The 24,310-nt window shown below is 72.2% G+C and carries 23 protein-coding genes; 18 read left to right on the forward strand and 5 right to left on the reverse strand.

Annotated elements, in window-relative coordinates; translation table 11 throughout:
- Window positions 1-21 precede the first annotated feature (21 nt).
- Entirely contained in the window at window positions 22-1,530 is a 1,509-nt protein-coding gene (locus ACIPK4_RS18160) for a M1 family metallopeptidase (protein ID WP_402313718.1), read from the reverse strand.
- Window positions 1,531-1,785: 255 nt separating this feature from the next.
- Complete coding sequence (locus tag ACIPK4_RS18165) at window positions 1,786-2,187, reverse strand: hypothetical protein (protein WP_402313720.1); 402 nt, start codon at window positions 2,185-2,187, stop codon at window positions 1,786-1,788.
- 219 nt (window positions 2,188-2,406) lie between these two features.
- On the opposite strand from ACIPK4_RS18165, the gene ACIPK4_RS18170 reads away from it, so the two are divergent.
- The 6 genes from ACIPK4_RS18170 to ACIPK4_RS18195 all read left to right on the forward strand — a co-directional run bounded on the left by ACIPK4_RS18170 (window position 2,407) and on the right by ACIPK4_RS18195 (window position 8,901).
- Complete coding sequence (locus ACIPK4_RS18170) at window positions 2,407-3,270, forward strand: hypothetical protein (RefSeq protein ID WP_402313722.1); 864 nt, start codon at window positions 2,407-2,409, stop codon at window positions 3,268-3,270.
- Between the two features lie 128 nt (window positions 3,271-3,398).
- Window positions 3,399-5,843 (forward strand): Tex family protein, encoded by a 2,445-nt coding sequence (locus ACIPK4_RS18175; protein ID WP_402313724.1) that lies wholly within the window; start codon window positions 3,399-3,401, stop codon window positions 5,841-5,843.
- A 13-nt stretch (window positions 5,844-5,856) separates the two neighbouring features.
- Window positions 5,857-6,159, forward strand: a complete 303-nt coding sequence (locus tag ACIPK4_RS18180) for a hypothetical protein (RefSeq protein ID WP_402313726.1) — start codon at window positions 5,857-5,859, stop codon at window positions 6,157-6,159.
- Between the two features lie 205 nt (window positions 6,160-6,364).
- On the forward strand, window positions 6,365-6,868 hold the full coding sequence (locus ACIPK4_RS18185; protein ID WP_376198218.1) for a hypothetical protein: 504 nt from the start codon (window positions 6,365-6,367) through the stop codon (window positions 6,866-6,868).
- Window positions 6,855-8,084: an MAB_1171c family putative transporter gene (locus tag ACIPK4_RS18190; RefSeq protein WP_402313728.1), complete on the forward strand. Its 1,230-nt coding sequence runs from the start codon at window positions 6,855-6,857 to the stop codon at window positions 8,082-8,084. Before ACIPK4_RS18185 ends, ACIPK4_RS18190 begins: the two co-directional genes overlap by 14 nt.
- 7 nt (window positions 8,085-8,091) lie before the next feature.
- Window positions 8,092-8,901 (forward strand): SDR family NAD(P)-dependent oxidoreductase, encoded by an 810-nt coding sequence (locus ACIPK4_RS18195; protein WP_376198222.1) that lies wholly within the window; start codon window positions 8,092-8,094, stop codon window positions 8,899-8,901.
- Here the strand turns inward: ACIPK4_RS18195 and ACIPK4_RS18200 are convergent.
- A complete protein-coding gene (locus tag ACIPK4_RS18200; RefSeq protein WP_402313730.1) occupies window positions 8,898-10,535 on the reverse strand; it encodes an ABC-F family ATP-binding cassette domain-containing protein in 1,638 nt (545 codons plus the stop codon). The two genes, ACIPK4_RS18195 and ACIPK4_RS18200, sit on opposite strands and share 4 nt — an antisense overlap.
- 103 nt (window positions 10,536-10,638) lie before the next feature.
- Between ACIPK4_RS18200 and ACIPK4_RS18205 the strand changes: the two genes are divergently transcribed.
- Both ACIPK4_RS18205 and ACIPK4_RS18210 read left to right on the forward strand, forming a co-directional pair.
- Entirely contained in the window at window positions 10,639-11,610 is a 972-nt protein-coding gene (locus ACIPK4_RS18205) for a GlxA family transcriptional regulator (RefSeq protein WP_402313732.1), read from the forward strand.
- Window positions 11,611-11,659: 49 nt separating this feature from the next.
- A complete protein-coding gene (locus ACIPK4_RS18210; RefSeq protein ID WP_402313734.1) occupies window positions 11,660-12,307 on the forward strand; it encodes a DJ-1/PfpI family protein in 648 nt (215 codons plus the stop codon).
- On the opposite strand, the gene ACIPK4_RS18215 is transcribed toward ACIPK4_RS18210, so the two are convergent.
- A complete protein-coding gene (locus ACIPK4_RS18215; protein ID WP_402313736.1) occupies window positions 12,273-13,031 on the reverse strand; it encodes an enoyl-CoA hydratase/isomerase family protein in 759 nt (252 codons plus the stop codon). The genes ACIPK4_RS18210 and ACIPK4_RS18215 overlap by 35 nt on opposite strands.
- Before the next feature lie 303 nt (window positions 13,032-13,334).
- Here ACIPK4_RS18215 and ACIPK4_RS18220 point away from each other — a divergent pair, with 303 nt between their 5' ends.
- On the forward strand, window positions 13,335-13,841 hold the full coding sequence (locus ACIPK4_RS18220) for an ATP-binding protein (RefSeq protein WP_402314373.1): 507 nt from the start codon (window positions 13,335-13,337) through the stop codon (window positions 13,839-13,841).
- A gap of 12 nt (window positions 13,842-13,853) precedes the next feature.
- On the opposite strand, the gene idi is transcribed toward ACIPK4_RS18220, so the two are convergent.
- Entirely contained in the window at window positions 13,854-14,453 is a 600-nt protein-coding gene (gene idi / locus ACIPK4_RS18225; RefSeq protein WP_402313738.1) for an isopentenyl-diphosphate Delta-isomerase, read from the reverse strand.
- 455 nt (window positions 14,454-14,908) lie between these two features.
- On the opposite strand from idi, the gene ACIPK4_RS18230 reads away from it, so the two are divergent.
- From ACIPK4_RS18230 to hpnD, 9 genes are all read left to right on the forward strand, one after another.
- Entirely contained in the window at window positions 14,909-16,681 is a 1,773-nt protein-coding gene (locus tag ACIPK4_RS18230; protein WP_402314375.1) for a DUF5941 domain-containing protein, read from the forward strand.
- On the forward strand, window positions 16,678-17,430 hold the full coding sequence (locus ACIPK4_RS18235) for a sugar phosphate nucleotidyltransferase (RefSeq protein WP_402313740.1): 753 nt from the start codon (window positions 16,678-16,680) through the stop codon (window positions 17,428-17,430). Before ACIPK4_RS18230 ends, ACIPK4_RS18235 begins: the two co-directional genes overlap by 4 nt.
- Window positions 17,418-18,479 (forward strand): iron-containing alcohol dehydrogenase family protein, encoded by a 1,062-nt coding sequence (locus ACIPK4_RS18240; protein ID WP_402313742.1) that lies wholly within the window; start codon window positions 17,418-17,420, stop codon window positions 18,477-18,479. The genes ACIPK4_RS18235 and ACIPK4_RS18240 overlap by 13 nt, the downstream gene beginning before the upstream one ends.
- Entirely contained in the window at window positions 18,457-19,236 is a 780-nt protein-coding gene (locus ACIPK4_RS18245; protein WP_402313744.1) for a CDP-alcohol phosphatidyltransferase family protein, read from the forward strand. The genes ACIPK4_RS18240 and ACIPK4_RS18245 overlap by 23 nt, the downstream gene beginning before the upstream one ends.
- An 8-nt stretch (window positions 19,237-19,244) precedes the next feature.
- The gene (locus tag ACIPK4_RS18250; RefSeq protein WP_063789445.1) at window positions 19,245-20,117 is read left to right on the forward strand and encodes a glycosyltransferase family 2 protein; all 873 of its coding nucleotides are present in this window, start codon (window positions 19,245-19,247) and stop codon (window positions 20,115-20,117) included.
- Between the two features lie 96 nt (window positions 20,118-20,213).
- The gene (locus tag ACIPK4_RS18255; protein WP_402313746.1) at window positions 20,214-21,149 is read left to right on the forward strand and encodes an ABC transporter permease; all 936 of its coding nucleotides are present in this window, start codon (window positions 20,214-20,216) and stop codon (window positions 21,147-21,149) included.
- Window positions 21,142-21,924, forward strand: a complete 783-nt coding sequence (locus ACIPK4_RS18260) for an ABC transporter ATP-binding protein (protein WP_054225346.1) — start codon at window positions 21,142-21,144, stop codon at window positions 21,922-21,924. Before ACIPK4_RS18255 ends, ACIPK4_RS18260 begins: the two co-directional genes overlap by 8 nt.
- Before the next feature lie 344 nt (window positions 21,925-22,268).
- A complete protein-coding gene (gene hpnC, locus ACIPK4_RS18265; RefSeq protein ID WP_402314379.1) occupies window positions 22,269-23,198 on the forward strand; it encodes a squalene synthase HpnC in 930 nt (309 codons plus the stop codon).
- Window positions 23,195-24,175, forward strand: coding sequence for a presqualene diphosphate synthase HpnD (gene hpnD / locus ACIPK4_RS18270; protein ID WP_402313748.1), 981 nt, complete (start codon window positions 23,195-23,197; stop codon window positions 24,173-24,175). Before hpnC ends, hpnD begins: the two co-directional genes overlap by 4 nt.
- The last annotated feature ends 135 nt before the right edge of the window (window positions 24,176-24,310 follow it).

Raw genomic sequence — 24,310 nt, forward strand, 5'->3', positions numbered from 1 at the left:
CCGTGCGCGGTGCCCGTCGGCTCAGTGCTCGTGGACCGAGTCCGTCGCCGCGATCTTCTTCCAGGACTTCGGCTCCACGGGCTTCGCGGCAGGGGCCGTGAGGGACCGGGCGGCCGGGGACGCGGCGGCGGCCGGCGGTGCGAACGCCGGCTTGCCCGGCGTGTACAGCCAGGTCTCGAACAGCTGGGCCAGCGGCTTGTCCGACACCTTCTCCGCGTACCGGACGAAGTCCCCGACCTTGGCGTTGCCGTAGGCCCGCTCGGCCGGCCAGCCCTTGAGGATCTTGAAGAACTTCTCGTCGCCTATCTCGTTGCGCAGTGCCTGCAGGGCGATCGCGCCACGGTCGTAGACGGCCCCGTGGAACTGGTTGTCCGGACCCGGGTCGCCCGGCTTCACCTGCCAGAACGGGTCGTCCGCCGGTCGCAGCCCGTACGCCCAGGCGGCGAGCTCCTGGGCGGTGCCCTCGCCCTCCTTCTCCGACCACAGCCACTGGCTGTAGCGGGCGAAGCCCTCGTTGATCCAGATGTCTTTCCAGCCGTCGACGGACACGCTGTCGCCGTACCACTGGTGGGCCAGCTCGTGCACGACCACCTGGACGTTCGCGCCGTTCGCGAACTGCCTCGGGCTGTAGAAGGGCCGGGTCTGGGTCTCCAGCGCGAAGCCGGAGGGCACGTTGGGCACGTATCCGCCGAGGGCGTTGAAGGGGTACGGCCCGAAGACCCCCTCCAGCCACTCGGCGACCTCGCCGGTCCGCTCCACGCTCGCCCGGGCCGCGCCCGCGTTGTCGCCGAGGTCCCTGCTGTACGCGTTGAGGATCGGCAGCCCGCTCGCCGTCTTGTCGGTGGTCACGTCGAACTTGCCGATGGCGAGGGTGGCCAGGTACGTGGCCTGCGGCTTGTTGGAGCGCCAGTTGTACCGGGTCCAGCCGAGCCGGGAACTCTGCGACTGGAGCACGCCGTTGCTGATGGCCTGCGTGCCGTCGGGGACGTTGACCGAGATGTCGAAGGTGGCCTTGTCGAGCGGGTGGTCGTTGCTCGGGAACCACCAGACGGCCGAGTCGGGCTCCTGCGCTGCGACACCGCCGTCCGGGGTCCGCTGCCAGGCCGACCACCCGTCGATCTTGAACTCCGAAGGCTTTCCGGCGTACTTGACGACGACGGTCGCCGGCTTGTCCTTCTGGAGCACCTGGGCGGGGGTCACCTCCAGCTCGTGGGCCCCGGAGGTGGCGAACTTCGCCTTGGCGCCGTTGACCCGGATCTCGCTGACCTTCAGGCCGAAGTCCAGGTTGAAGCGGGAGAGGTCCTGCTTCGCGGTGGCGAGGAGGGTGGCGGTGCCCTCCAGGAGGTCCGTCGCCGGCTGGTACTGCAGGCGCAGGTCGTAGTGGGAGACGTCGTATCCGGTGTTGCCGCTGGTGGGGTAATAGGGATCACCGATACCCGGGGCGCCTTGGACCGAACTCGCCGCCGACGCCGGGATCACCAGCAGGAGGGAAGCGGCGAGCACGCTCGGGGCGATGACTTTGCGGTGCACGAAGAGCTCCAAGGGGTAGGGGAGACAGCTCTGTTCAACGGCTTGGTCCGACCGTATTCACGCCCGGTCTCCCACGTCATGTCCATGGCCCCTGCTGTCACACGATCGCCATTCGGCCGTCACAGCCCGGCGGTCGCGCGGGCCGGCGGCCGCCCCGAAGTGCCGCATCCGCCCCCGCGCACCGCCGTTTCCCGCCCCGTGTCCCCCGGAAGAACGGCCAGAACCGAGCCCCGCCCCCGTCCGTGCGGGTGTGGCTCAGAGGCCGTTCAGCTTCGACTGGTTCACGAACTGGCTGCGGATGCCGGTGTCGTTGCCCGTGAAGAGGCCGGTCGCGCCGCGCAGGGCGGTCTTCTCCGACGACAGGCGGCCCATCAGGGTCTTGACCTGCTGGTCCCAGGTGTCCGCCACCTTCTTCAGGCCGGCGGCCGTCTCCCAGCCGTCGAAGCCCTTCTGGGCGGCGCTGGTCTCGGTGTCCGCGTGCTCCGTGGCCTTCTTCGTGTTCGGTTCGAGCTCGGTCTCGATCGTGCCCGCCGCGGCCTTCTTCTCGGCCGGCGTCGAGGCGAAGTCCGCGGGCCCCTTGCCCGGGGCGTACGGCCCCATCGGTGCGGTGGGACCGGTCGGTCCGCTCGGCTCCGTCGGTACGTGGTTCAACCGCATGCCGATATCAGATGACATATTCACGCCTCCCCGTTGGCATTGCTTGATCATATGCGGGGCGACCGCGCACCGCCCAGGCGGCCGTCGCCGCCCTCACGCTACCTTCACGGCTCCGCGCGCGACCCCCGGTCCCCCGTCCGCGGTTCCCCGTCCCATGCGCCCCTCCCCGTGCCCACCCCGGACTACCCGGCATACTGAGCGGTCGGTAATCTGGCCGGCATGACGAACCCTTCGCGCGCCGCCCGTAACTGTTGGCATGCAGCGATCAACCCGCTGCACGCGACCATCTACTTCTCGCCCGACCTCGGCAAGGAGTTCGCCGCCCTCGGGGTCACCGAGCGGCCCGCCGTGAACCTCGCCTCGCGGTCGGCCGCCATGGGCGCCGTCGGTGCCGGTACGGTCACCGCCACCTTCTACAACTACCGCCACGACTTCGTCGCCCGTCACCTGCCCGCCGTATGGGCCACCATCACCCCCCAGCAGGCCCTGGACGCCCGGCTGCGCGCCGCCGACAGCACCCTGCGCCGGCTGCTCGGCGCGGAGACCATCGAGTCCCCCGAGCTCGCCGAGGCCGCCGACCTCGCCCTGCGCGCCACGGAGGGCTGCACCCGGCACGCCCGGACCCTGTACGCGGCCCACGCCGACCTCCCCGTACCCGAGGAGCCGCACCTGCGCCTGTGGCATGCCACCACCCTGCTCCGCGAACACCGCGGCGACGGCCACCTCGCCGCCCTGCTGCTCGCCGGGCTGGACCCGCTGGAGGCCCTGGTCAGCCACACCGCCACCGGCCGCGGCATGACCCCCAAGTGGATCAAGGCGATCCGCGGCTGGGAGCAGTCCGACCTCGACGCCGCCGCCGGCCGGCTGCGCGAGCGCGGGATCCTCACCGCCGAGGGCGAGCTCACCGAGGAGGGCGCGGCCGTACGCGAGCGCCTCGAAGCCGACACCGACCGCCTGGACGCGGCCCCGTACGAGCACCTCGGAACCGACGGCCTGGCCCGCCTCGCCGAGCTCGGCGGCGGATTCGTCATGAAGGCCATCGCCGCCGGCGCCTTCCCCGCCGACGCCTTCGGCAAGGCCTGAGCGAGCCGGGCGCGGCCCCGGGCGGGAGCCCGGGCGCCGTCCCGGGCGCGGGGCTCCCGTCCGCCGTCACCGCCACCTGCCACAATTGGCAGCCTTCCAGTGCAAACGAAGGCAGGCGGGACCCGATCGTGACGATGTCCATCGAAGGCAGGATCGCCGAGGAGCTCGGCGTACGGGAGCGGCAGGTCAAGGCCGCCGTCGAGCTGCTCGACGGCGGCTCCACCGTGCCGTTCATCGCGCGCTACCGCAAGGAAGCGACCGAGATGCTCGACGACGCCCAGCTGCGCACCCTCGAGGAGCGGCTGCGGTATCTGCGCGAGCTGGAGGACCGGCGCGCGGCGATCCTGGACTCCGTACGGGAGCAGGGCAAGCTCGACGCCGAGCTGGAGGCCCGGATCAACGCGGCCGACACCAAGGCCCGGCTGGAGGACATCTACCTCCCGTTCAAGCCCAAGCGGCGCACCAAGGCGCAGATCGCCCGCGAGGCCGGCCTGGAGCCGCTCGCCGACGGCCTGCTCGCCGATCCTTCGGTGGAACCGGCCGTCGCCGCGGCCGCGTTCGTCGACGCCGGCAAGGGCGTCGCCGACCCGGCAGCGGCCCTGGAGGGCGCCCGCGCCATCCTCACCGAGCGGTTCGGCGAGGACGCCGACCTGATCGGCGAGCTGCGCGAGCGCATGTGGGGCCGCGGACGGCTCGCCGCGAAGGTCCGCGAGGGCAAGGAGGAGGCGGGCGCCAAGTTCGCCGACTACTTCGACTTCGCCGAGCCGTTCACCGCGCTGCCCTCGCACCGCGTCCTCGCCATGCTGCGCGGAGAGAAGGAGGACGTCCTCGACCTCACCCTGGAGCCCGAGGAGCCCCGCGAGGAGCCCGGCCCCTCCACGTACGAGGGCATGATCGCCCGCCGCTTCGGGGTGAACGACCGCGGCCGCCCCGGCGACAAGTGGCTGGCCGACACCGTCCGCTGGGCCTGGCGTACGAAGATCCAGGTGCACCTCGGCATCGACCTGCGGATGCGGCTGCGCCAGGCGGCCGAGGACGAGGCCGTCCGGGTCTTCGCGTCCAACCTGCGCGACCTGCTGCTCGCGGCGCCCGCCGGCACCCGCGCCACCCTCGGCCTCGACCCGGGCTTCCGCACCGGTGTGAAGGTGGCCGTCGTCGACGCCACCGGCAAGGTCGTGGCGACTGACGTGATCTACCCGCACGTGCCCGCCAACAAGTGGGACGAGTCCCTCGCCAAGCTGGCCCGCCTCGCCGGGGAGCACGCGGTCGAGCTGATCGCCATCGGCAACGGCACGGCCTCGCGCGAGACCGACAAGCTCGCCGGGGACCTCATCTCCCGCCACCCCGAACTGAAGCTCACCAAGGTGATGGTGTCCGAGGCCGGTGCCTCCGTGTACTCGGCCTCCGCGTTCGCCTCGCAGGAACTCCCGGACATGGACGTGTCGCTGCGCGGCGCCGTCTCCATCGCCCGCCGTCTGCAGGACCCGCTCGCCGAGCTCGTCAAGATCGACCCCAAGTCCATCGGCGTCGGCCAGTACCAGCACGACCTCTCCGAGGTGAAGCTCTCGCGCTCGCTCGACGCGGTGGTCGAGGACTGTGTGAACGGTGTCGGTGTCGACGTCAACACCGCCTCCGCCCCGCTGCTCTCGCGGGTCTCGGGCATCAGCGGCGGGCTCGCCGAGAACATCGTGGCCCACCGCGACAACAACGGCCCCTTCCGCAGCCGCAAGGCGCTCAAGGACGTGGCCCGGCTCGGCCCGAAGGCCTACGAGCAGTGCGCGGGCTTCCTGCGGATCCGCGGCGGGGACGACCCGCTGGACTTCTCCAGCGTGCACCCCGAGTCGTACCCGCTGGTCCGGGGCATGGCCAAGACGGCCGGGAGCGACGTGGCGGCGCTGATCGGCAACACCGCCGTGCTGCGCTCGCTGCGGCCGGAGCAGTTCGTCACGGAGGCCTTCGGCCTGCCGACCGTCACGGACATCCTGCGCGAGCTGGAGAAGCCGGGCCGCGACCCGCGGCCCGCCTTCAAGACGGCCACCTTCAAGGAAGGCGTCGAGAAGATCGGCGACCTGGCGCCGGGGATGATCCTGGAGGGCGTCGTCACGAACGTGGCCGCGTTCGGCGCCTTCATCGACATCGGCGTCCACCAGGACGGGCTCGCCCACGTCTCGGCGCTGTCCAAGAACTTCGTCAAGGACCCGCGGGACGTCGTCAAGCCGGGCGACATCGTCCGCGTGAAGGTGCTGGACGTGGACATCCCGCGCAAGCGGATCTCGCTGACGCTGCGGCTGGAGGACGAGGCCGACCGCTCGGCCGGAGCTCCCCGCCAGCGCGAGGAACGGCGCGGCGGCGGCCGTCCCCCGCAGCAGCGCGGCGGCGGCCAGAGCGGTCAGGGCGGTCAGGGCCGGAGCCAGGGCGGCGCCCAGGGCCGCGGTCAGGGTGGCGGCCAGCGGCAGGGCGCCGGCCAGCGTCAGGGCGGCAGCGGCGCCCCGGCCCCGGCCAACAGCGCCATGGCGGACGCCCTGCGCCGCGCCGGCCTCACGGGCGGCACGGAGGAGCGCCGCAAGCGCTAGCGCGCTGCCGCCCGTGGCTCCCCCCGGCAACGGCCCGGGGGAGCCGCGGGCCCCTCTTCCCGCGCTCGTCAACTCCGCGCCACGGAACGGGAATCGTGTCCCGGAACCTGTCGAACCCCTCGGCGTCACCGTCACCGCGTCGTGCGCGTTCGGCGTCATCGCCGTCGCCCTGTTCGCCATGGGGCTCGGGCCGTGGAGCCTGCTGCCGCTGGTCCTGCTGGTGCCGGCGGCCCTGCTGGCCGGGGGCTACGGCCTGCTGGTGTTCCGCACCCGGCCCCGTACCCCGCAGAGCGGCCCCTCCGGGATGGCCGAATAGGCACCTCACACGGGGACGTGCCTTGCGAACTCCCGTACAAGATCTGTAGGCATGGTGGAACGCCCGTTCGCCGACCGGTGAACGGGCTTCCGTTTCCTTCCTCAGGACCCCACTCCACGAGGCCGCCTTGAAGGCACAGGACGCCATGCCCACGCCCACGCCCGCCTACCGACGCTGCCCGCGAAAGGGTCCGAAGAGGGATCACATGCCCCACTCGCAACCCAGCCTCCGTAAACGGTGCGAGAAGATTCTCGGCCATCTGGATCTGACCCACCCCTTCTCCCTCGAAGGGCTGTGCAACCGGATAGCCGAGCAGCGCGGGCGCCCCATCCACCTGCACCCGCTGCCCAAGGAGGCGGCGGAATCCGGGGTCTGCGGGCTGTGGGTGGGCACCGCCAGCGTCGACTACGTGTTCTACGAGGCCCAGACCACCGCCCTGCACCGCGAGCACATCGTGCTCCACGAGCTCGGGCACATCCTGTTCGGCCACAACTCCCTGGAAGCCGAGGACACCGACGGGCAGGCCCCGGTCGTCCTCGGGCGCACCAACTACACCACCAGCCAGGAGCAGGAGGCGGAGATGCTGGCCAGCATGATCCGCATCCGCACGACGGGCGCCTGCCAGCAGTCGGCCACCGCGGCCCGCGGCACGCTCGCCTGGCTGGAATCCGCCATGGGCTACGGGCGGGGCGGTCATGGACGCCGCTGACCTCGTCGCCCTCGGCGATTCGCTGGCCGTGCCCAGCGTCGTCTGCCTGTGGATCGCCGTCCTGCTCCGCGCGCCCGCGGCCCTGCGCTCCCCGCAGCAACGCGGCCTGTGGCTCGCCGTCGCCACCGCCGCCGCGGCGATGACGCTCAACCTCCCCGACGTCGTCACGTACGCGATGCGCGACCCGGACTACGCGCACACCGTCGGCCTCGTCCGCAACCTGATCGGCGTGCTGTCCGCGGGCACCGTGCTGTACTTCGTCGCCGCCGCCACGCGCGGCCGGGCCCTCCAGCTCAGCGCCTGGATCGGCACGGCGGCCTGGCTGGCCACCCTCGTGACACTGGACACGGCCGCCCCCGCGCACACCGCGCACACCATTCCGCCGCACGGCGATCCCGTGCCCTCCCTCGCGTACTGGCTGTTCCTGATCTCCGCGCACCTCCTCGCCAACACCACCTGCGTCTCCCTCTGCTGGCGCTACAGCCGCCGCACAGAGAGCCGCGGACTCGCCGCCGGGCTGCGGCTGTTCGGCCTCGGCACCGCGCTCGCCGGGCTGTTCTGGTTCGTGTACCTGCTCAAGGCCCTGTCCGGCAACACCTGGGCGACGCCCGCCCTGCCGCTGATGATGAACCTGCACGGGCTGCTGCGCGCCGCCGCGATCCTCGTGCCGACCCTGTTCACGCTGCGCCGCACGAGCACCGACATCGCCACCGCCTGGCGGCTGTGGCCGCTCTGGCACGACCTCGTCCAGGCCGTCCCGCACGTCGCCCTCACCAAACCGCGGGCCGGCCGGGTCGTGGAGCTGCTGTGGCCGCCCGTCCCGCGCAACCTGCTCGTGTACCGCAAGGTCATCGAGACCCGTGACGCGATCCTGATCCTCGGCGAGTACGTCGCCCCGGGCGTCCCGGAGCTCGCCCGCACCCATGTCACCGGGCACGGGATCCCCGAGCAGCGGCGCACCGCGGCCGCGCTGGCCTGCGTACTGAAGGAGGCGCGGGAGGCGAAGCTCGCCGGACGGGCCGGGCAGCCCGGGCAGGACGCGGCGTGGGAGCCGCCCGCCGCGATGCAGACGTCCGCCGAGGGCGGCGACCTGGACGACGAGGCCCGGTTCCTGGTCGACGTGGCCCAGGCCTACGGGTCCGCGTCGACCGCGGACTTCACGCCGCCCCGCACCAGCACCCCGCAGGACCTGAACCGGAACGACTGCAGGAAGTGACCTCCTCTTGACCACCGTTCTGATCACCGGGGCCAGCGCCGGTCTCGGCGCCGCCTTCGCCCGCGGCTTCGCGGCCAAGGGCTGCGCACTCGTCCTGGTCGCCCGCGACAAGGACCGCCTCGAAGCCGTGGCCCGTGAACTCGGCCGCGAGTTCGGCACGGCCAGCGAGGTGCTGCCCGCCGACCTGCTCGACGACGCGGGCTGCACGGCCGTCGCCGAACGGCTCGCCGACCCGGCCCGGCCCGTGGACATCCTGGTCAACAACGCGGGCTTCGGGCTCCCCGCGCCGTTCCCCCACAGTCCGGTCGAGGACGAGGAACGACTGCTCGACCTGCTGGTCAGGGTCCCGATGCGGCTCACCCACGCCGTGCTGCCGGGGCTGCGCCGACGGGGCCGGGGCGCGGTGCTGAACGTCGCCTCGGTGGCCGGGCTGCTGCCGACCGGGACGTACGGGGCCGCCAAGGCCTGGATCATCGCGTTCAGCGAGTCCCTGCGGGTGGACATGGCGCCGTACGGGGTCCGCGTGCTGGCGGTGGTCCCGGGGTTCACCCGCACCGAGTTCCAGGCCCGCGCCGGGATGGACGTCAGCGCCCTGCGCGAGGCGGTGTGGCTGGAACCGGAGGCCGTGGTGGCCAAGGCCCTGCGGGACCTGGCCCTGCGCCGGCCGGTGAGCATCACCGGCCGGCGCTACCAGGCGTACGCGCTCGCCGTACGCCACCTGCCGCGCGGTTTCGTGGCCGAACGGATGGCCCGCAAGCGGCGCGCACCACAGGAGCGGCCGCACACCGCAGCGGGAGGCGGCGCAGACACGGCCTAGAGCTCGGTGACCTTGCCGTCCGCGACCTCCAGGCGGCGGGTCACGTGCACCGCGTCCAGCATCCGCCGGTCGTGGGTGACGAGCAGCAGGGTGCCCTCGTACGCGTCCAGGGCCGACTCCAGCTGTTCGATCGCCGGCAGGTCCAGGTGGTTCGTCGGCTCGTCCAGCACCAGCAGGTTCACCCCGCGGCCCTGGAGCAGCGCCAGGGCCGCCCGAGTGCGCTCGCCGGGGGAGAGCGTGGCCGCCGGGCGCAGCACGTGGGCCGCCTTCAGGCCGAACTTCGCCAGCAGCGTCCGCACTTCCGCCGGCTCGGTGTCCGGGACCGCGGCGCAGAACGCCTCCAGCAGCGGCTCGTCCCCGAGGAAGAGGCCGCGCGCCTGGTCCACCTCGCCGACCAGCACGCCCGAACCGAGCGTGGCCGCACCGGAGTCGGGTGCCAGCCGGCCCAGGAGCACGGCGAGCAGCGTGGACTTGCCCGCGCCGTTGGCGCCGGTGATCGCCACCCGGTCGGCCCAGTCGATCTGCAGGGTGGCCGGGCCGAAGGTGAAGTCCCCGCGCCGCACGACCGCTTCGCGCAGGGTGGCGACGACCGAGCCGGAGCGCGGCGCCGCCGCGATCTCCATGCGCAGCTCCCACTCCTTGCGGGGCTCGTCGACGACTTCGAGCCGCTCGATGGCGCGCTGCGTCTGGCGGGCCTTGGCGGCCTGCTTCTCGCTCGACTCGCCGCGCAGCTTCTTGCCGATCTTGTCGTTGTCGGTGGCCTTGCGGCGGGCGTTGCGGACGCCCTTGTCCATCCAGTTGCGCTGCATCTGCGCCCGGCCTTCGAGCGCCGAGCGCTTGTCGGCGTACTCGTCGTACTCCTCGCGGGCGTGCGTACGGGCCCGCTCGCGCTCCTCCAGGTAGGCGTCGTAGCCGCCGCCGTAGAGGTTGATCTGCTGCTGCGCCAGGTCGAGTTCGAGGACCTTGGTGACGGTCCGGGTCAGGAACTCCCGGTCGTGGCTGATCACGACCGTGCCCGCCCGCAGGCCCTTCACGAACTGCTCCAACCGCTCCAGACCCTCCAGGTCGAGGTCGTTGGTCGGCTCGTCGAGGAGGAAGACGTCGTAGCGCGAGAGCAGCAGCGAGGCGAGGCCGGCGCGGGCCGCCTGGCCGCCGGACAGGGCGGTCATCGGCAGGTCCAGGCCGACGGTCAGCCCGAGCTCGTCGGCGACCTCCTGGGCCCGCTCGTCGAGGTCGGCGCCGCCGAGGTTCAGCCACTGGTCCAGCGTCGTCGCGTACGCGTCGTCCGCGCCCGGCGTCCCGTCCACCAGGCCCTGCGTCGCCGCGTCCAGCGCCGCCTGGGCGGCGGACACACCCGTGCGCCGGGCCAGGAACTCCCGCACGGACTCTTCGGGGCGCCGCTCCGGCTCCTGGGGCAGGTGGCCGACGGCGGCGGTGGGAGGGGAAAGCCGCAGCTCACCGGTCTCGGGGGTGTCCAGGCCGGCGAGCAGGCGCAGCAGGGTGGACTTCCCGGCGCCGTTGACGCCGACGAGGCCGATGACGTCGCCGGGCGCGACGACGAGGTCGAGACCGGCGAAGAGCGTGCGCTCACCGTGCGCGGCGGTGAGGTTCTTGGCGACGAGGGTTGCAGTCATGGTCCGTCGATCCTATCCGCGCCGGTACACGGCCCCGGCCGTGGCCGTAAAGGTGGGACGGACGTCATTGCGGACATCAGTTATGGGGTCACACCATGGGGTCATGTCGTTGCGAAACGTGCTCGTCGTCCTCTACGACGGCGTGCAGAGCCTGGACGTGACCGGCCCCGTGGAGGTGTTCGCCGCCGTCGACCGCTTTCCGGGGCGGGCGGGCACCGGGTACGCGATCCGCACGGCGTCCCCCGGCGGGGCGCCCGTACGGACGAGCAGCGGGCTCACGCTGGTGCCGGACGGGGACCTGGACGACGCGGTACCGGGGCCGGGCACCACCGTGCTCGTGCCCGGAGGGCAGTACCGCGGGGACTTCGAGCCGCGGCTCACCGCCTGGCTCCGCGCGCACGGGGATGGCGCGGAGCGGCTGGTGTCCGTCTGCACGGGCGGGCTGCTGCTGGCCGAGGCCGGGCTGCTGGACGGGCTGCGGGCCACCACGCACTGGTACGCGTGCGAGCGGATGGCCCGGGACTACCCGAAGGTGACCGTCGAACCGGATCCGATCTACGTCCGGGACGGCCGGGTGGCCACCTCGGCCGGGGTCACGGCGGGGATCGACCTCGCGCTGGCCCTGGTGGAGGAGGACCACGGCAGGGAGCTCGCGCTGGCCATCGCACGGCACCTGGTGGTGTTCCTGCGCAGGCCCGGGAACCAGGCGCAGTTCAGCGCGCAGCTGGCGGCGCAGACCGCGCAGCGGGATCCTTTGCGTGAGGTGCAGCAGTGGATCACGGAGCATCCCGGCTCGGACCTGAGCGTCGAGTCCCTGGCGGCCCGCGCCCGGCTCTCACCCCGCCACTTCGCCCGTGCCTTCCAGGCGGAGACGGGGGTCACACCGGGGCGGTACGTGGAGCGCGTACGGGTGGAGCACGCGCGGCGACTGCTGGAGGACACGGGGGACGGGGTGGCCCAGATCTCCCGGGCCTGCGGCTACCGCACCCCGGAGGCTCTCCGGCGCGCCTTCGTGAAGACCCTGGGCCAGCCCCCGGCCGAGTACCGCCGCCGCTTCGGCCACCACCTTCCCTGACGACGCCCGCGAGCCGGGCCCGCCCCTCATCCATCACTCCGGAGGAATCATGCAGATCGCCGTCCTGCTCTACGACCGGTTCACCGCGCTCGACGCCATCGGGCCCTTCGACACGCTCGGCCGCCTTCCCGACGCAGAGGTCGTGTTCGTCTCCGAGCGCCCCGGACCGGTGCGGACCGACAACGGGTCGCTGGCCCTCGTCGCCGACAAGGGGCTCGACGAGGTGACGCGGCCCGACATCGTCATCGTGCCCGGCGGCCCGCACCCCGAGCTGGAGATGGAGAACCCCGTGGTCGTCGACTGGCTGCGCGCCGTCGACGCGACCACGACCTGGACCACGTCCGTCTGCACGGGCTCGCTCCTGCTGGCCGCCGCCGGGCTGCTCAAGGGCCGCAAGGCCGCCGGTCACTGGCTGTACCTGGACCGGCTGCCCGCCTTCGGAGCCGAGCCCACGGGCGAGCGCGTCGTCTACGACGGCAAGTACGTCACCGCGGCCGGAGTCTCCTCCGGCATCGACATGGGCCTCGGCCTGCTCGGCAGGATCGCCGGGGACGCGTACGCCCAGACCGTCCAGCTGATGACCGAGTACGACCCCCAGCCGCCCTACGACGCCGGCTCGCCGGACAAGGCCCCGGCCGAGATCGTGGCGCGGCTGCGCGGGCTCACCCCCGCGCCGGGCCCCCGGCCGTCCAGCTGAACGAGGGGGCACGGCGTTCCAGGAACGCGGCGACGCCCTCCGCGGTGTCGTCGCTTGCGGCCGCCTGCTGCGCCCAGTACGCGTCCCGGTCCGTCCGCCCGTCCGCGAACTCCTTGGCCGCCGCCTGCGTCAGCTGCGAGCGGGTGGCGAGGACACGGGCGAAGTCGGCGACGCGGTCGTCCAGTTGCCCGGCCGGCAGCAGCTCGTTCAGGAAGCCGGTCCGCAGCGCGTGTTCCGCGTCGATCAGCTCCGCCGAGAAGAGGAGGTACTTGGCGACCGCCGGACCGACCAGCGCGGCCAGCCGGCGGGTCGAGGAGGCGGGGTAGACGATGCCCAGCTTCGCCGGGGTCACCCCGAACGACGCCCCCTCCTCCGCGAAGCGCAGGTCGCAGGCCGCGGCGAGCTGGCTGCCCCCGCCCACGCAGAATCCGCGGATCGCCGCGAGGGTGGGCTTGGGGAACGCGGCGAGGGCGTCCTCGGCCGCCACGGCCAGCGCCTGGGGGTCCTCGTCCCCGGCCAGTGAGGAGATGTCGGCCCCCGCGCAGAAGGTCGGGCCGGCGCCGGTGAGGACGAGTACCCGCACGGCCGGGTCGGCCGCGAGCCCGTCCAGTACCTCCGGGAGCGCCCGCCACATCGCCGCGGTCATGGCGTTGCGCTTGGCGGGATGCCGGATGACGACCGTGGCGACCCCGTCGGCGACGGTGTGCAAGAGCGCTGCGTCCATGCGCCGGATGCTATCCCGGCGGGCCGGGCCGGATGGTCCGGGGCATGGGCACGGGGTGCGTCCCGGGCTTGGTCAGGGAAGACGGGGCGCCGGTGGACGCCACGGCGGCCGGCGGGACGGGCGGCGCGGCCGGGAAGGGGCCCGCAGAAGACCAGGAACGGTCGCACAACTGACGCTGTCATACGCCAACGATCAGAAAGCGCCCGATTGGCGCTGACTTCTGGTCAGCGGTCCGGTCCGGACCGGGCCGCTCCCCACTCTTGACGCGTGGAGACGATCGAGCGTGAAGACGGGGGCCGGAAGATGGATGTCAGCGGGAACGTCCCGCCAGCCAAGGAGGGGGAGCCGGAAGCGCCGGCCGACCCCCTCGCGTACGAGGGCGTGTGGCGGTTCACCGTGCCCGCTGTAGAAGAATCCGTTCCGCAGGCCCGCCGGGCCGTCCGCGACCTGCTCGGCCGCCAGGGCGTCCCGGCCGACCGGGACCTCGTGTACTCGCTGCTGCTGATCGTCTCCGAGCTGGTGACGAACTCGGTCCGGCACGCGGCCCTGCTCTCGCCCCAGGTCGCGGTCGAGGTCGCCATCGGCCGCGCATGGGTACGGGTGGCCGTCGAGGACAACCACCCGTACCGCCCCAAGGCGCTGGAGGCGGATTTCGGCCAGACCGGCGGCCGGGGCCTGCTCCTGGTGCGCGAGGTCACCCGGGAGTCCGGTGGGGTCTGCGACGTCGAGCACACCTCGACGGGCGGCAAGGTCATCTGGGCGGCCCTGCCGCTCGCCGGACCGGCCGCCGCGCCGATCCCCGCGGTCTGAACGGGGTACGGGCTACCAGCCCGCGGAATCACCGGTCAGTTCACGGATCGCGGGCCGGGCCGCGTCCAGCACGGTCATGAACCAGGCCGAGAACGGTGTCTCGGCGTGCCGCTTGGCCAGCTCCTCGGCGGTCACGAAGGCGGTGTCGCCGACTTCCTCCGGATCGGGGTCCGGCCGCGACTGCGCGAGTCCCACGAACAGGTGGTTGTACTCCTGCTCCACGAGACCGGACGCCGGGTCCGGGTGGTTGTAGCGCACGGTCCCCGCCTCGGCGAGCAGCGACGGCGACAGGCCCAGCTCCTCGTGGGTGCGCCGGGCGGCCGCGGCGAACGGCGACTCCCCGGGGTAGGGGTGGCCGCAGCACGTGTTCGACCAGACGCCGGGGGAGTGGTACTTCCCGAGGGCGCGCTGCTGGAGCAGCAGACGGCCCTGCTCGTCGAAGAGGAACACGGAGAAGGCCCGGTGCAGCAGACCGGGCGCCTGATGGGCGGAGAGCTTCTCCGCCGTGCCGATGGTGTTGCCGGACTCATCGACCAGTTCGAGCATGATCGGTTCCTGAGTGCCGGTGCCGGGGGACGCGGTGTTCGCGGCGGTGGCTGGTGTGGTCGGCATACCCATCCTTCGCTTCGGACTTCGGCCTTCAGTCTGCCGTACAAAAGAGGCTTGTCCCCACTTCGGTGATCCGCGCATGTCTGCCCCCGTCGCGTGGTAAGTGGCGAGGGCGGATCACACGGGCGGTCAGATCCCGAAGGGGGTCCCGGGCCGGGCGGGCCGGCCGCCGGTGCGGCGGTGTCCGGTGTCATGAGCGTCACCCGTGATGCCGGTCATGTGAACCCTTGGAAGGCGTAGAGGGGGCGGGGAGTAATCGGACCCCGGCCCGCGGTTTGTGGTAGGTCCGCGTGATCGTCAATGATGATCGCGCCGGGGCCCGCAGCCCCGGAATATTCGGCTTATCGGGGAGTAAACGGGTGGTGAACCCCCTCTTCCATTCATCCGATAGCCTCTGCCGACGTGCCGCCGCCCCCATGAGGCGCCCGTCCATTGTTCGCTTCAAGGAGTGAGTTCGTCTGTCGACCGTCATCCTCACCGGCCTGCCGGTCCCCGGATCACCGCTCACCGACGAGCTGCGCTCCCTCGGCTTCGACGTCCGCCCCGCCGACGGGCCGCAGGACGCCGCAGCGGTGCTGGCCGGGGTACCCGCCGACCAGCGGGTCGCCGTGGTCGACAGCGCCTTCGTCGGCCACGTCCACGCGCTGCGGCTCGCGCTGACCGACCCGCGCTTCGACGCCTGCGCCGTGACCGGCGCCTTCGCCGTCCAGCCGGGCGCCCGCCCGGCGCTGGACGAGGCCGTCGCCCTCGCCCCCGACGGCGAGGGCCCGTACGCGGACCGGCTCGCCGCCGCCGTGGAGGCGGCCGGGACCACCGTCCAGCGTCCCGAGCTCGGCACGCTGGTCGCCGCCGTGCCCGCGGACGAGGCGGAGCGCGCCGCGGCGGACGCCGCCGTCGCCGCCGTCGACGACGAGGCCGTACGCCTGCGCACCGCCGTGAAGTCCCGCGACGGGTTCTTCACCACCTTCTTCATCAGCCCGTACTCGCGCTACATCGCCCGCTGGTGCGCGCGCCGCGGCCTGACCCCGAACCAGGTCACCACCGCCTCGCTGTTCACCGCGCTGATCGCGGCCGGCTGCGCCGCCACCGGCGAGCGCTGGGGCTACGTCGCCGCCGGCGTGCTGCTGCTCGTCTCCTTCGTCCTGGACTGCACGGACGGGCAGCTCGCCCGCTACTCGCTCCAGTACTCGACGATGGGCGCCTGGCTCGACGCCACCTTCGACCGCGCGAAGGAGTACTCCTTCTACGCGGGGCTCGCGCTCGGTGCGGCCAGGAACGGCGACGACGTGTGGGCGCTGGCCCTCGGCGCCATGATCCTGATGACCTGCCGCCACGTGGTCGACTTCGCCTTCAACGAGGCCAACCACGACGCGACCGCCAACACGAGCCCGACCGCCGCCCTGTCCGGCAAGCTCGACAGCGTCGGCTGGACGGTCTGGGTCCGGCGGATGATCATCCTGCCGATCGGCGAGCGCTGGGCCATGATCGCGGTGCTGACCGCGTTCACCACCCCCCGGATCGTCTTCTACGCCCTGCTCGTCGGCTGCGCCTTCGGCGCCCTCTACACCACCGCTGGCCGGGTGCTGCGCTCGCTGACCCGCAAGGCACGGAGAACCGACCGGGCCGCCCGGGCACTGGCCGACCTCGCCGACTGCGGCCCGCTGGCGTCGATCGGCACGGGCCTGGCCAAGGGACGGCCCGTCGCCCCGCTGGCGATGGCCCTGACGGGCTCCGTCCTCGTCATCGGCGGGGCCGCGGTGACCGCGTACGGCACCGTCGCCCTGATCGGCTCCGCGGTGTTCTACGTCATAGCCGCCGGGGCGGCCGTCTCCCGCCCGCTCAAGGGCGCGCTGGACTGGCTCGTCCCGCCGGTGTTCCGCTGCGCCGAGTACGTGACCGTGCTGGCGCTCGCCGTGCGCGCCGACGTCCCCGGGGCCCTTCCGGCCGCATTCGGACTGGTCGCGGCGGTCGCCTACCATCACTACGACACGGTCTACCGCATCCGCGGCGGCTCGGGCGCGCCGCCCAGGTGGCTGGTGTGGACGATCGGCGGGCAGGACGGCCGGGTGCTGCTGGCCGTGGTCCTGGCCGCCGTCCTGCCCCGGGACGCGTTCCCCGTCGCGCTCACGGCCCTGGCCGTGTTCGTGGCACTCGTGGTGCTCGTGGAGAGCATCCGCTTCTGGGTCTCCTCCGGGGCACCCGCCGTACATGACGAAGGAGAACCAGCATGATCGGCCTTGTACTCGCTGCCGGTGCCGGACGCCGCCTGCGTCCCTACACCGACACCCTGCCCAAGGCCCTCGTGCCCGTCGGCCCCGAAGGCGACGAGGAGAGCCTCACGGTCCTGGACCTCACCCTCGGCAACTTCGCCGAGGTCGGCCTGACCGAGGTCGCGATCGTCGTCGGCTACCGCAAGGAAGCCGTCTACGCGCGCCGGGAGGCCCTGGAGGCCAAGTACGGCGTCAAGATCACGCTGATCGACAACGACAAGGCCGAGGAGTGGAACAACGCCTACTCTCTGTGGTGCGCCCGTGACGTCCTGAAGCAGGGCGTGATCCTCGCCAACGGCGACACCGTCCACCCGGTCTCCGTCGAGCGGACCCTGCTCGACGCCCGCGGCGACGGCCAGAAGATCATCCTCGCCCTCGACACGGTCAAGAGCCTGGCCGACGAGGAGATGAAGGTCGTCGTCGACGGCGCCAAGGGCGTTCAGAAGATCACCAAGCTGATGGAGCCGTCCGACGCGACCGGCGAGTACATCGGCGTCACGCTCATCGAGCCGGAGGCCGCCGAGGCCTTGGCCGAGGCCCTGAAGACCACCTTCGAGCGCGACCCCGACCTGTACTACGAGGACGGCTACCAGCAGCTCGTCAACGACGGCTTCGTGATCGACGTGGCCCCCATCGGCGACGTCAGGTGGGTCGAGATCGACAACCACGACGACCTCGCCAAGGGCCGGACGATCGCATGCCAGTACTGACGAGGCTCATCCCCTCCCCGGTCGTCGTCGACATCACCCGCGGCGCCATGGACGACCTGGCCGGCCTCCTGGCCGACCAGCGGATCTCGGCGTCCGGGAAGCTGGCGATCGCGATCAGCGGCGGGTCCGGCCAGGTGCTCCGCGCCAAGCTGGAGCCCGTGCTGCCGCACGCCGACTGGTACCCGGTGGTCGACGGCACCATCGACTCCGCCGTCAAGCTGGCCGACGACATAAAGGGCCGTCGCTACGACGCCGTCGTCGGCCTCGGCGGCGGCAAGATCATCGACGTGGCGAAGTACGCCGCGGCGCGGGTCGGGCTGCCCATGGTGGCCGTCGCCACCAACCTGGCCCACGACGGCATCTGCTCGCCGGTGGCCACGCTGGACAACGACAACGGCCGCGGCTCCTACGGCGTGCCCACGCCGATCGCCATGGTCATCGACCTGGACGTGATCCGCGACGCCCCGGTGCGCTTCGTCCGCTCCGGCATCGGCGACGCGCTCTCCAACATCTCGGCCATCGCCGACTGGGAGCTCTCGCACAAGATCACCGGGGAGCCCGTGGACGGCCTGGCCGCCGCGATGGCCCGTACGGCCGGCGAAGCCGTCCTGCGCCACCCCGGCGGCTGCGGCGACGACGACTTCCTCACGGTGCTCGCCGAGTCCCTGGTGCTCACCGGCATCGCCATGTCGATCAGCGGCGACACCCGGCCGGCGTCCGGCGCCTGCCATGAGATCAGTCACGCCTTCGACCTGCTCTACCCGGGACGCTCCGCGCTCCACGGCGAGCAGGTCGGCATCGGCGCCGCCTTCGCGATGTACCTGCGCGGTGCCAAGGAGCAGTCCGGGCTCTTCGTCGAATCGATGCGCGGCCACGGGCTGCCCGTGCTGCCCGCCGAGATCGGGTTCAGCGTGGACGAGTTCGTCGCGGCCGTCGGGTACGCCCCCCAGACCCGCCCGGGACGCTTCACGATCCTGGAGCACCTCAATCTGTCCGCAGCCGAGATCAGGGACGCTTACGCCGACTATGCCAAGACCATCCGTAGCTGAACTCCGGCCCGTCGTCCACCCGCCGGGCGTCAAGGACCGGCGCAGTGGCGAGCACTGGGGCGGTCGCCTGTACATGCGCGAGATCTCCCTGCGCACCACCCGCGTCCTGGTCAACACCAAGGTCACGCCCAACCAGCTGACCTACCTGATGACCCTCGCCGGTGTCCTGGCGTGCCCCGCGCTGCTCGTACCGGGCGTCTGGGGCGCCGTCCTCGGCGTGGTGGCGGTCCAGATGTACCTGCTGCTCGACTGCGTCGACGGCGAGGTCGCCCGCTGGAAGAAGCAGTACTCGCTGTCAGGCGTGTACCTGGACCGCGTGGGCGCCTACCTGTGCGACGCGGCGGTCCTCGTCGGCTTCGGCCTGCGCGCCAGCGACCTGTGGGGCACCGGCCGCATCGACTGGCTGTGGGCCTTCCTCGGCACCCTCGCCGCCCTCGGCGCGATCCTGATCAAGGCCGAGACGGACCTGGTCGGCGTCGCCCGGCACCAGACCGGCAAGGAGCCCGTCGCGGAGGCCGCCGCGGAGCCCCGCTCCTCCGGCATGGCGCTCGCCCGCCGGGCCGCGTCCGCGCTCAAGTTCCACCGGCTCGTCCTCGGCATCGAGGCCTCGCTGCTCATCCTGCTGCTGGCCGTCCTGGACCAGATGCGCGGCGACCTGTACTTCTCCCGGCTCGGAGTGGCCGTGCTCGCGGGCATCGCCATGCTGCAGACGGTGCTGCACCTGGTGTCGATCCTGGCCTCCAGCAGGCTCAAGTGACGACGCCGATGCGGCTGGGCGCCGTGATCATCACCATGGGCAACCGGCCCGACGAGCTGAAGGCGCTGCTGGACTCGGTGGCCCGCCAGGAGGGCGACCCGGTCGAGGTCGTCGTCGTGGGCCAGGGCGTCAAGGTCACCGGCCTCCCCGCGGGGGTGCGCACCGTGGACCTGCCCGAGAACCTGGGCATCCCCGGCGGCCGCAACGTCGGCATCGAGGCCTTCGGCCCCGGCGGCAGCGAGGTCGACGCCCTGCTCTTCCTCGACGACGACGGGCTCCTGGAGCGCACCGACACCGCCGAACTGTGCCGGCAGGCCTTCACCGAGGACCCGGAGCTCGGGATCGTCAGCTTCCGGATCGCCGATCCGGAGACCGGCGAGACCCAGCGCCGGCACGTGCCCCGGCTGCGCGCCTCGGACCCGATGCGCTCCTCCCGCGTCACGACCTTCCTGGGCGGCGCCAATGCCGTCCGCACGAGGGTGTTCGAGCAGGTCGGAGCGCTGCCCGCAGAGTTCTTCTACGCGCACGAGGAGACCGACCTGGCCTGGCGCGCGCTCGACGCGGGGTGGCTGATCGACTACCGGGCGGACATGGTGCTCCTGCATCCGACGACCGCCCCCTCCCGGCACGCGGTCTACCACCGTATGGTGGCCCGTAACCGGGTGTGGCTCGCCCGCCGGAACCTGCCCGCCCCGCTGGTCCCGGTCTACCTGGGCGTCTGGCTCCTGCTGACGCTCCTGCGCAGACCGTCGGTACCGGCGCTCAAGGCCTGGTTCGGTGGGTTCAAGGAGGGATGGACCACTCCCTGCGGTCCCCGGCGCCCCATGAAGTGGCGCACGGTCTGGCGGCTGACCCGGCTGGGCCGACCGCCTGTCATCTGACACGCCCGCGTCTGAGAACATGACGCGATCACGGGCCGAGCGCCCCAGGCCCGATGCCACCTTCTGCCGCATCTTGAAGACGGAAAGTTTCATCTTGTGAGTGACACAACCCAGGATGGCGCCCTCGCCACGAGCAAGGCGCCGTCCGAAGACGCGGGACTGTCCCCGGCGGAGCTCGCCGCGAAGTACGGCCTGTCCGTCAGCGGCGCCCGGCCGACCCTGGCCGAATACGTGCGCCAGCTCTGGGACCGGCGCCACTTCATCATGGCGTTCTCCCGGGCCAAGCTGGTCGCCCAGTACAGCGAGGCGAAGCTGGGTCAGATCTGGCAGGTGGCCACCCCGCTGCTCAACGCGCTGGTCTACTACCTGATCTTCGGTCTGATCATGAACGCGGGCCGGGGCATGGAGAAGGGGGTCTACATCCCCTTCCTGGTGACGGGCATCTTCGTCTTCACCTTCACCCAGAGCTCGCTCATGGCGGGAGTCCGGGCCATTCCCGGCAACCTCGGCCTGGTCCGCGCCCTGCACTTCCCGCGCGCCTCCCTGCCGATCTCCTTCTCGATGCAGCAGCTCCAGCAGCTCCTGTACTCGATGATCGTCGTGGTGATCGTCACGGTCTCCTTCGGCAACTACCCCCGGCCGTCCTGGCTGCTGGTCATCCCGACGCTGGCGCTCCAGTTCGTCTTCAACACCGGCCTCGCGCTGATCTTCGGGCGGATGGGCTCCAAGACCCCCGACCTCGCGCAGCTGATGCCGTTCATCACCCGCACGTGGATGTACGCCTCGGGCGTCATGTTCTCGATCAGCGGGGCGCTCAAGGACCGGCACGTGCCCTCGTGGGTCACGGACGTGCTCCAGTGGAACCCGGCCGCGATCTACATGGACCTGGTCCGCTACGCACTGATCGACGAATACGGCCGGCACAACCTGCCGCCGCACGTCTGGGCCTTCGCCGTCGGCTGGGCCGTCGTGATCGGCCTGGGCGGTTTCGTGTACTTCTGGAAGGCTGAGGAGCGTTACGGCCGTGGCTGAGAACAACCGGGGCAACGTCCCCACCGTCATCGCCGACGACGTGCACATCGTCTACCGCGTCAACACCGGCAGCTCCGGCAAGGGCAGCGCCACCGCCGCGCTGAGCAAGATAATGCGCCGGGGCAAGGGCGATGCGCCGGGAGTCCGCCGGGTCCACGCCGTGCGCGGCGTCTCCTTCACGGCGTACCGCGGCGAGGCCATCGGCGTCATCGGATCCAACGGCTCCGGCAAGTCCACCCTGCTGCGCGCCATCGCCGGCCTGCTGCCCTGCGAGTCCGGCAAGGTCTACACCGACGGCCAGCCCTCGCTGCTGGGTGTCAACGCCGCACTGATGAACGACCTCACCGGTGAGCGCAACGTCGTCCTCGGCGGGCTCGCCATGGGAATGAGCCGCGAGCAGATCAGGGAGCGCTACGACGACATCGTCGACTTCTCGGGCATCAACGAGAAGGGCGATTTCATCTCCCTGCCGATGCGTACGTACTCCTCCGGTATGGCCGCGCGCCTGCGCTTTTCCATTGCCGCGGCCAAGGACCACGACGTTCTGATGATCGACGAGGCCCTGGCCACCGGTGACCGGAAGTTCCAGGTGCGTTCCGAGGACCGCATCCGGGAACTGCGCAAGCACGCCGGAACCGTTTTCCTGGTGAGCCACAACAACAAGTCCATCCGCGACACCTGCAGCCGCGTGCTGTGGCTGGAGAAGGGTGAGCTGCTGATGGACGGGCCCACCGAGGAAGTCGTCTCGGCCTACGAGAAGGCCACCAGCGCCTGACCGCGGTCCTCGCCGGCCCCCGTCGCCCGAGCGCGGCGGGGGCCTCGGCATGTCCGGCGCATCCGGCGCCGACATTCAGTAGCGGAGCGAATACCCCAGAGGCTGCCGCGGCGTTGTACAGCGTAAGCTGGAGCAGTCCTGAATCACGCCAGAGGGGACGATTCCCCGCAGGTGAACGGCCTGGGGTACCCCGGGGAAAGTCCGGCGGCGTGTCCGAAATAGGATGTATTGGGTCGGCAGTGTAGAACGGGAGACGTGACGGCAATGGCTACGGGATTTCTCCGGCCCCCAGGCATTACGGCCGTCCCCCGCGCGGGCGGCGGGCGGTGACCCCCGGGCACGGTATCCGGCCCCGGCGCGACGCGGCCCCCACAGACCCCGACGCCCACGCGCACGCCACCCTCGGCAAGGCGCGGACGGAGAACTTCCCCGTCGCCCCGTCCTTCCTCCCGCGCGCCTGGCGCGACGGCCTGATGGCGGTGTACGGGTACGCCCGCCTGGTCGACGACATCGGCGACGGCGACCTCGCCCCCGGCGGGCACGACGCCGTCCTCCTCGGCCTGGACCCCGCCGCGGCCGACGACCCGCTCACGATGCTCGACGCCCTCGAGGCCGACCTGCACCGCGTCTTCGGGGGCCCCGGCGGCCCGCCCCGCCACCCCCTCCTGCAGGCGCTCCGGCCGGTGGTCCGCGCCCACGACCTCACCCCCGAGCCCTTCCTCGGGCTCATCGAGGCCAACCGCCTGGACCAGCGCGTCACCCGCTACGCGACGTACGGCGACCTCCTCGCGTACTGCGAGCTCTCCGCCAACCCCGTCGGCCGCCTCGTGCTGTCCCTCACCGGCACCAGCACCCCCGAGCGGATCCGCCGGTCCGACGCCGTCTGCACCGCCCTGCAGATCGTCGAACACGTACAGGACGTCGCGGAGGACCTCGTCCGCGACCGCATCTACCTCCCGGCAGAGGACATGCACCGTTTCCGCGTGGGCGAGGCCGACCTCAAGGCCCGCCACGCCGGCGCCTCCGTGCGCTCCCTGGTTGCGTTCGAGGCCGAACGCGCCCGTGACCTGCTGAATGAAGGCACCCCGCTCGTGGGTAGCGTGCACGGCAGGCTCCGGCTGCTGCTCGCGGGCTTCGTGGGAGGAGGGCGCGCCGCCCTGCGAGCCGTCACCGCCGCCGGCTTCGACGTACTCCCCGGCCCGCCCAAGCCCACCAAGAGCGGCCTGCTCCGCGAGGTGGCCGCCGTCCTGCGCACAGCGCCGAGAAAGGGGTGAGCCCGACCGTGGAGGGTTCCGCACACACGTCCCCGGCGTCCGCGCCGTCCGCAGCGGTCCTGGCGGCCTACAGCTACTGCGAGGCCGTCACCGGCTCGCAGGCGCGCAACTTCGCGTACGGCATCCGGCTGCTGCCCTCGGACAAGCGGCAGGCGATGTCCGCGCTGTACGCGTTCTCCCGGCGGGTCGACGACATCGGCGACGGCACGCTGGCCCCCGACGCCAAGCTGGCCCGGCTCGAGGACACCCGCGCCCTCCTCGGCCGGATCCGGGCCGAGGAGATCGACGAGGACGACACCGACCCGGTCGCCGTCGCCCTCGCCCACGCCGCCCGCCGCTTCCCGATCCCGCTCGGCGGCCTCGACGAACTCATCGACGGCGTCCTGATGGACGTCCGCGGCGAGACCTACGAGACCTGGGACGACCTCAAGGCCTACTGCCGCTGCGTCGCCGGAGCCATCGGGCGGCTCTCCCTCGGCGTGTTCGGCACGGTGAACACCGGCGGCCTCGGCGCCTTTGAGGCCGAGCGCGCCGGCGAGTACGCCGACACCCTCGGCCTCGCCCTCCAGCTCACCAACATCCTGCGCGACGTCCGCGAGGACGCCGCCAACGGACGCACCTACCTGCCCGCCGAGGACCTCGCCAAATTCGGCTGCGGCGACGGCTTCACGAGCGACCGGATGCCCGCCGGCGCCGACTTCGCCGGGCTCGTCCACCACGAAGTTCGGCGCGCCCGCGCCCTGTTCGTCGAGGGCTACCGGCTCCTGCCCATGCTCGACCGGCGCAGCGGCGCCTGCGTCGCCGCCATGGCCGGCATCTACCGCCGCCTCCTCGACCGCATCGAGCGCGAGCCCGAGGCCGTGCTCCGCGGCCGCGTCTCGCTCCCCCCGCACGAGAAGGCGTACGTCGCCGTGCGCGGCCTGTCCGGCCTCGACGCGCGCACCATCTCGCGCCAGAGCACGCGGAGGCGTCCGTGACGATCCCCACGCCCCGGCCGGCGCGTACTCCCGCCGGCCCGCAGGCAACCACGGCGCGGGCCGCCGCGTCTCACCGTGCGGGCTCCGCCCGTACGGCCGCCCCGGCGGGCGGCAGCCGTACGACGGGGGAGACTG

The sequence above is a fragment of the Streptomyces sp. NPDC086989 genome (genome assembly GCF_044745505.1).
In the GTDB taxonomy this organism is placed as follows: Bacteria; Actinomycetota; Actinomycetes; order Streptomycetales; family Streptomycetaceae; genus Streptomyces.

Coding starts and splice junctions, on each gene's coding strand:
- ACIPK4_RS18165 (WP_402313720.1), bottom strand. CDS start 2,187: ATGCGGTTGAACCACGTACCGACGGAGCCGAGCGGACCGACCGGTCCC.
- ACIPK4_RS18170 (WP_402313722.1), top strand. CDS start 2,407: ATGACGAACCCTTCGCGCGCCGCCCGTAACTGTTGGCATGCAGCGATC.
- ACIPK4_RS18185 (WP_376198218.1), top strand. CDS start 6,365: ATGCCCCACTCGCAACCCAGCCTCCGTAAACGGTGCGAGAAGATTCTC.
- ACIPK4_RS18190 (WP_402313728.1), top strand. CDS start 6,855: ATGGACGCCGCTGACCTCGTCGCCCTCGGCGATTCGCTGGCCGTGCCC.
- ACIPK4_RS18200 (WP_402313730.1), bottom strand. CDS start 10,535: ATGACTGCAACCCTCGTCGCCAAGAACCTCACCGCCGCGCACGGTGAG.
- ACIPK4_RS18205 (WP_402313732.1), top strand. CDS start 10,639: ATGTCGTTGCGAAACGTGCTCGTCGTCCTCTACGACGGCGTGCAGAGC.
- ACIPK4_RS18210 (WP_402313734.1), top strand. CDS start 11,660: ATGCAGATCGCCGTCCTGCTCTACGACCGGTTCACCGCGCTCGACGCC.
- ACIPK4_RS18215 (WP_402313736.1), bottom strand. CDS start 13,031: ATGGACGCAGCGCTCTTGCACACCGTCGCCGACGGGGTCGCCACGGTC.
- ACIPK4_RS18220 (WP_402314373.1), top strand. CDS start 13,335: ATGGATGTCAGCGGGAACGTCCCGCCAGCCAAGGAGGGGGAGCCGGAA.
- idi (WP_402313738.1), bottom strand. CDS start 14,453: ATGCCGACCACACCAGCCACCGCCGCGAACACCGCGTCCCCCGGCACC.
- ACIPK4_RS18235 (WP_402313740.1), top strand. CDS start 16,678: ATGATCGGCCTTGTACTCGCTGCCGGTGCCGGACGCCGCCTGCGTCCC.
- ACIPK4_RS18240 (WP_402313742.1), top strand. CDS start 17,418: ATGCCAGTACTGACGAGGCTCATCCCCTCCCCGGTCGTCGTCGACATC.
- ACIPK4_RS18245 (WP_402313744.1), top strand. CDS start 18,457: ATGCCAAGACCATCCGTAGCTGAACTCCGGCCCGTCGTCCACCCGCCG.
- ACIPK4_RS18250 (WP_063789445.1), top strand. CDS start 19,245: ATGCGGCTGGGCGCCGTGATCATCACCATGGGCAACCGGCCCGACGAG.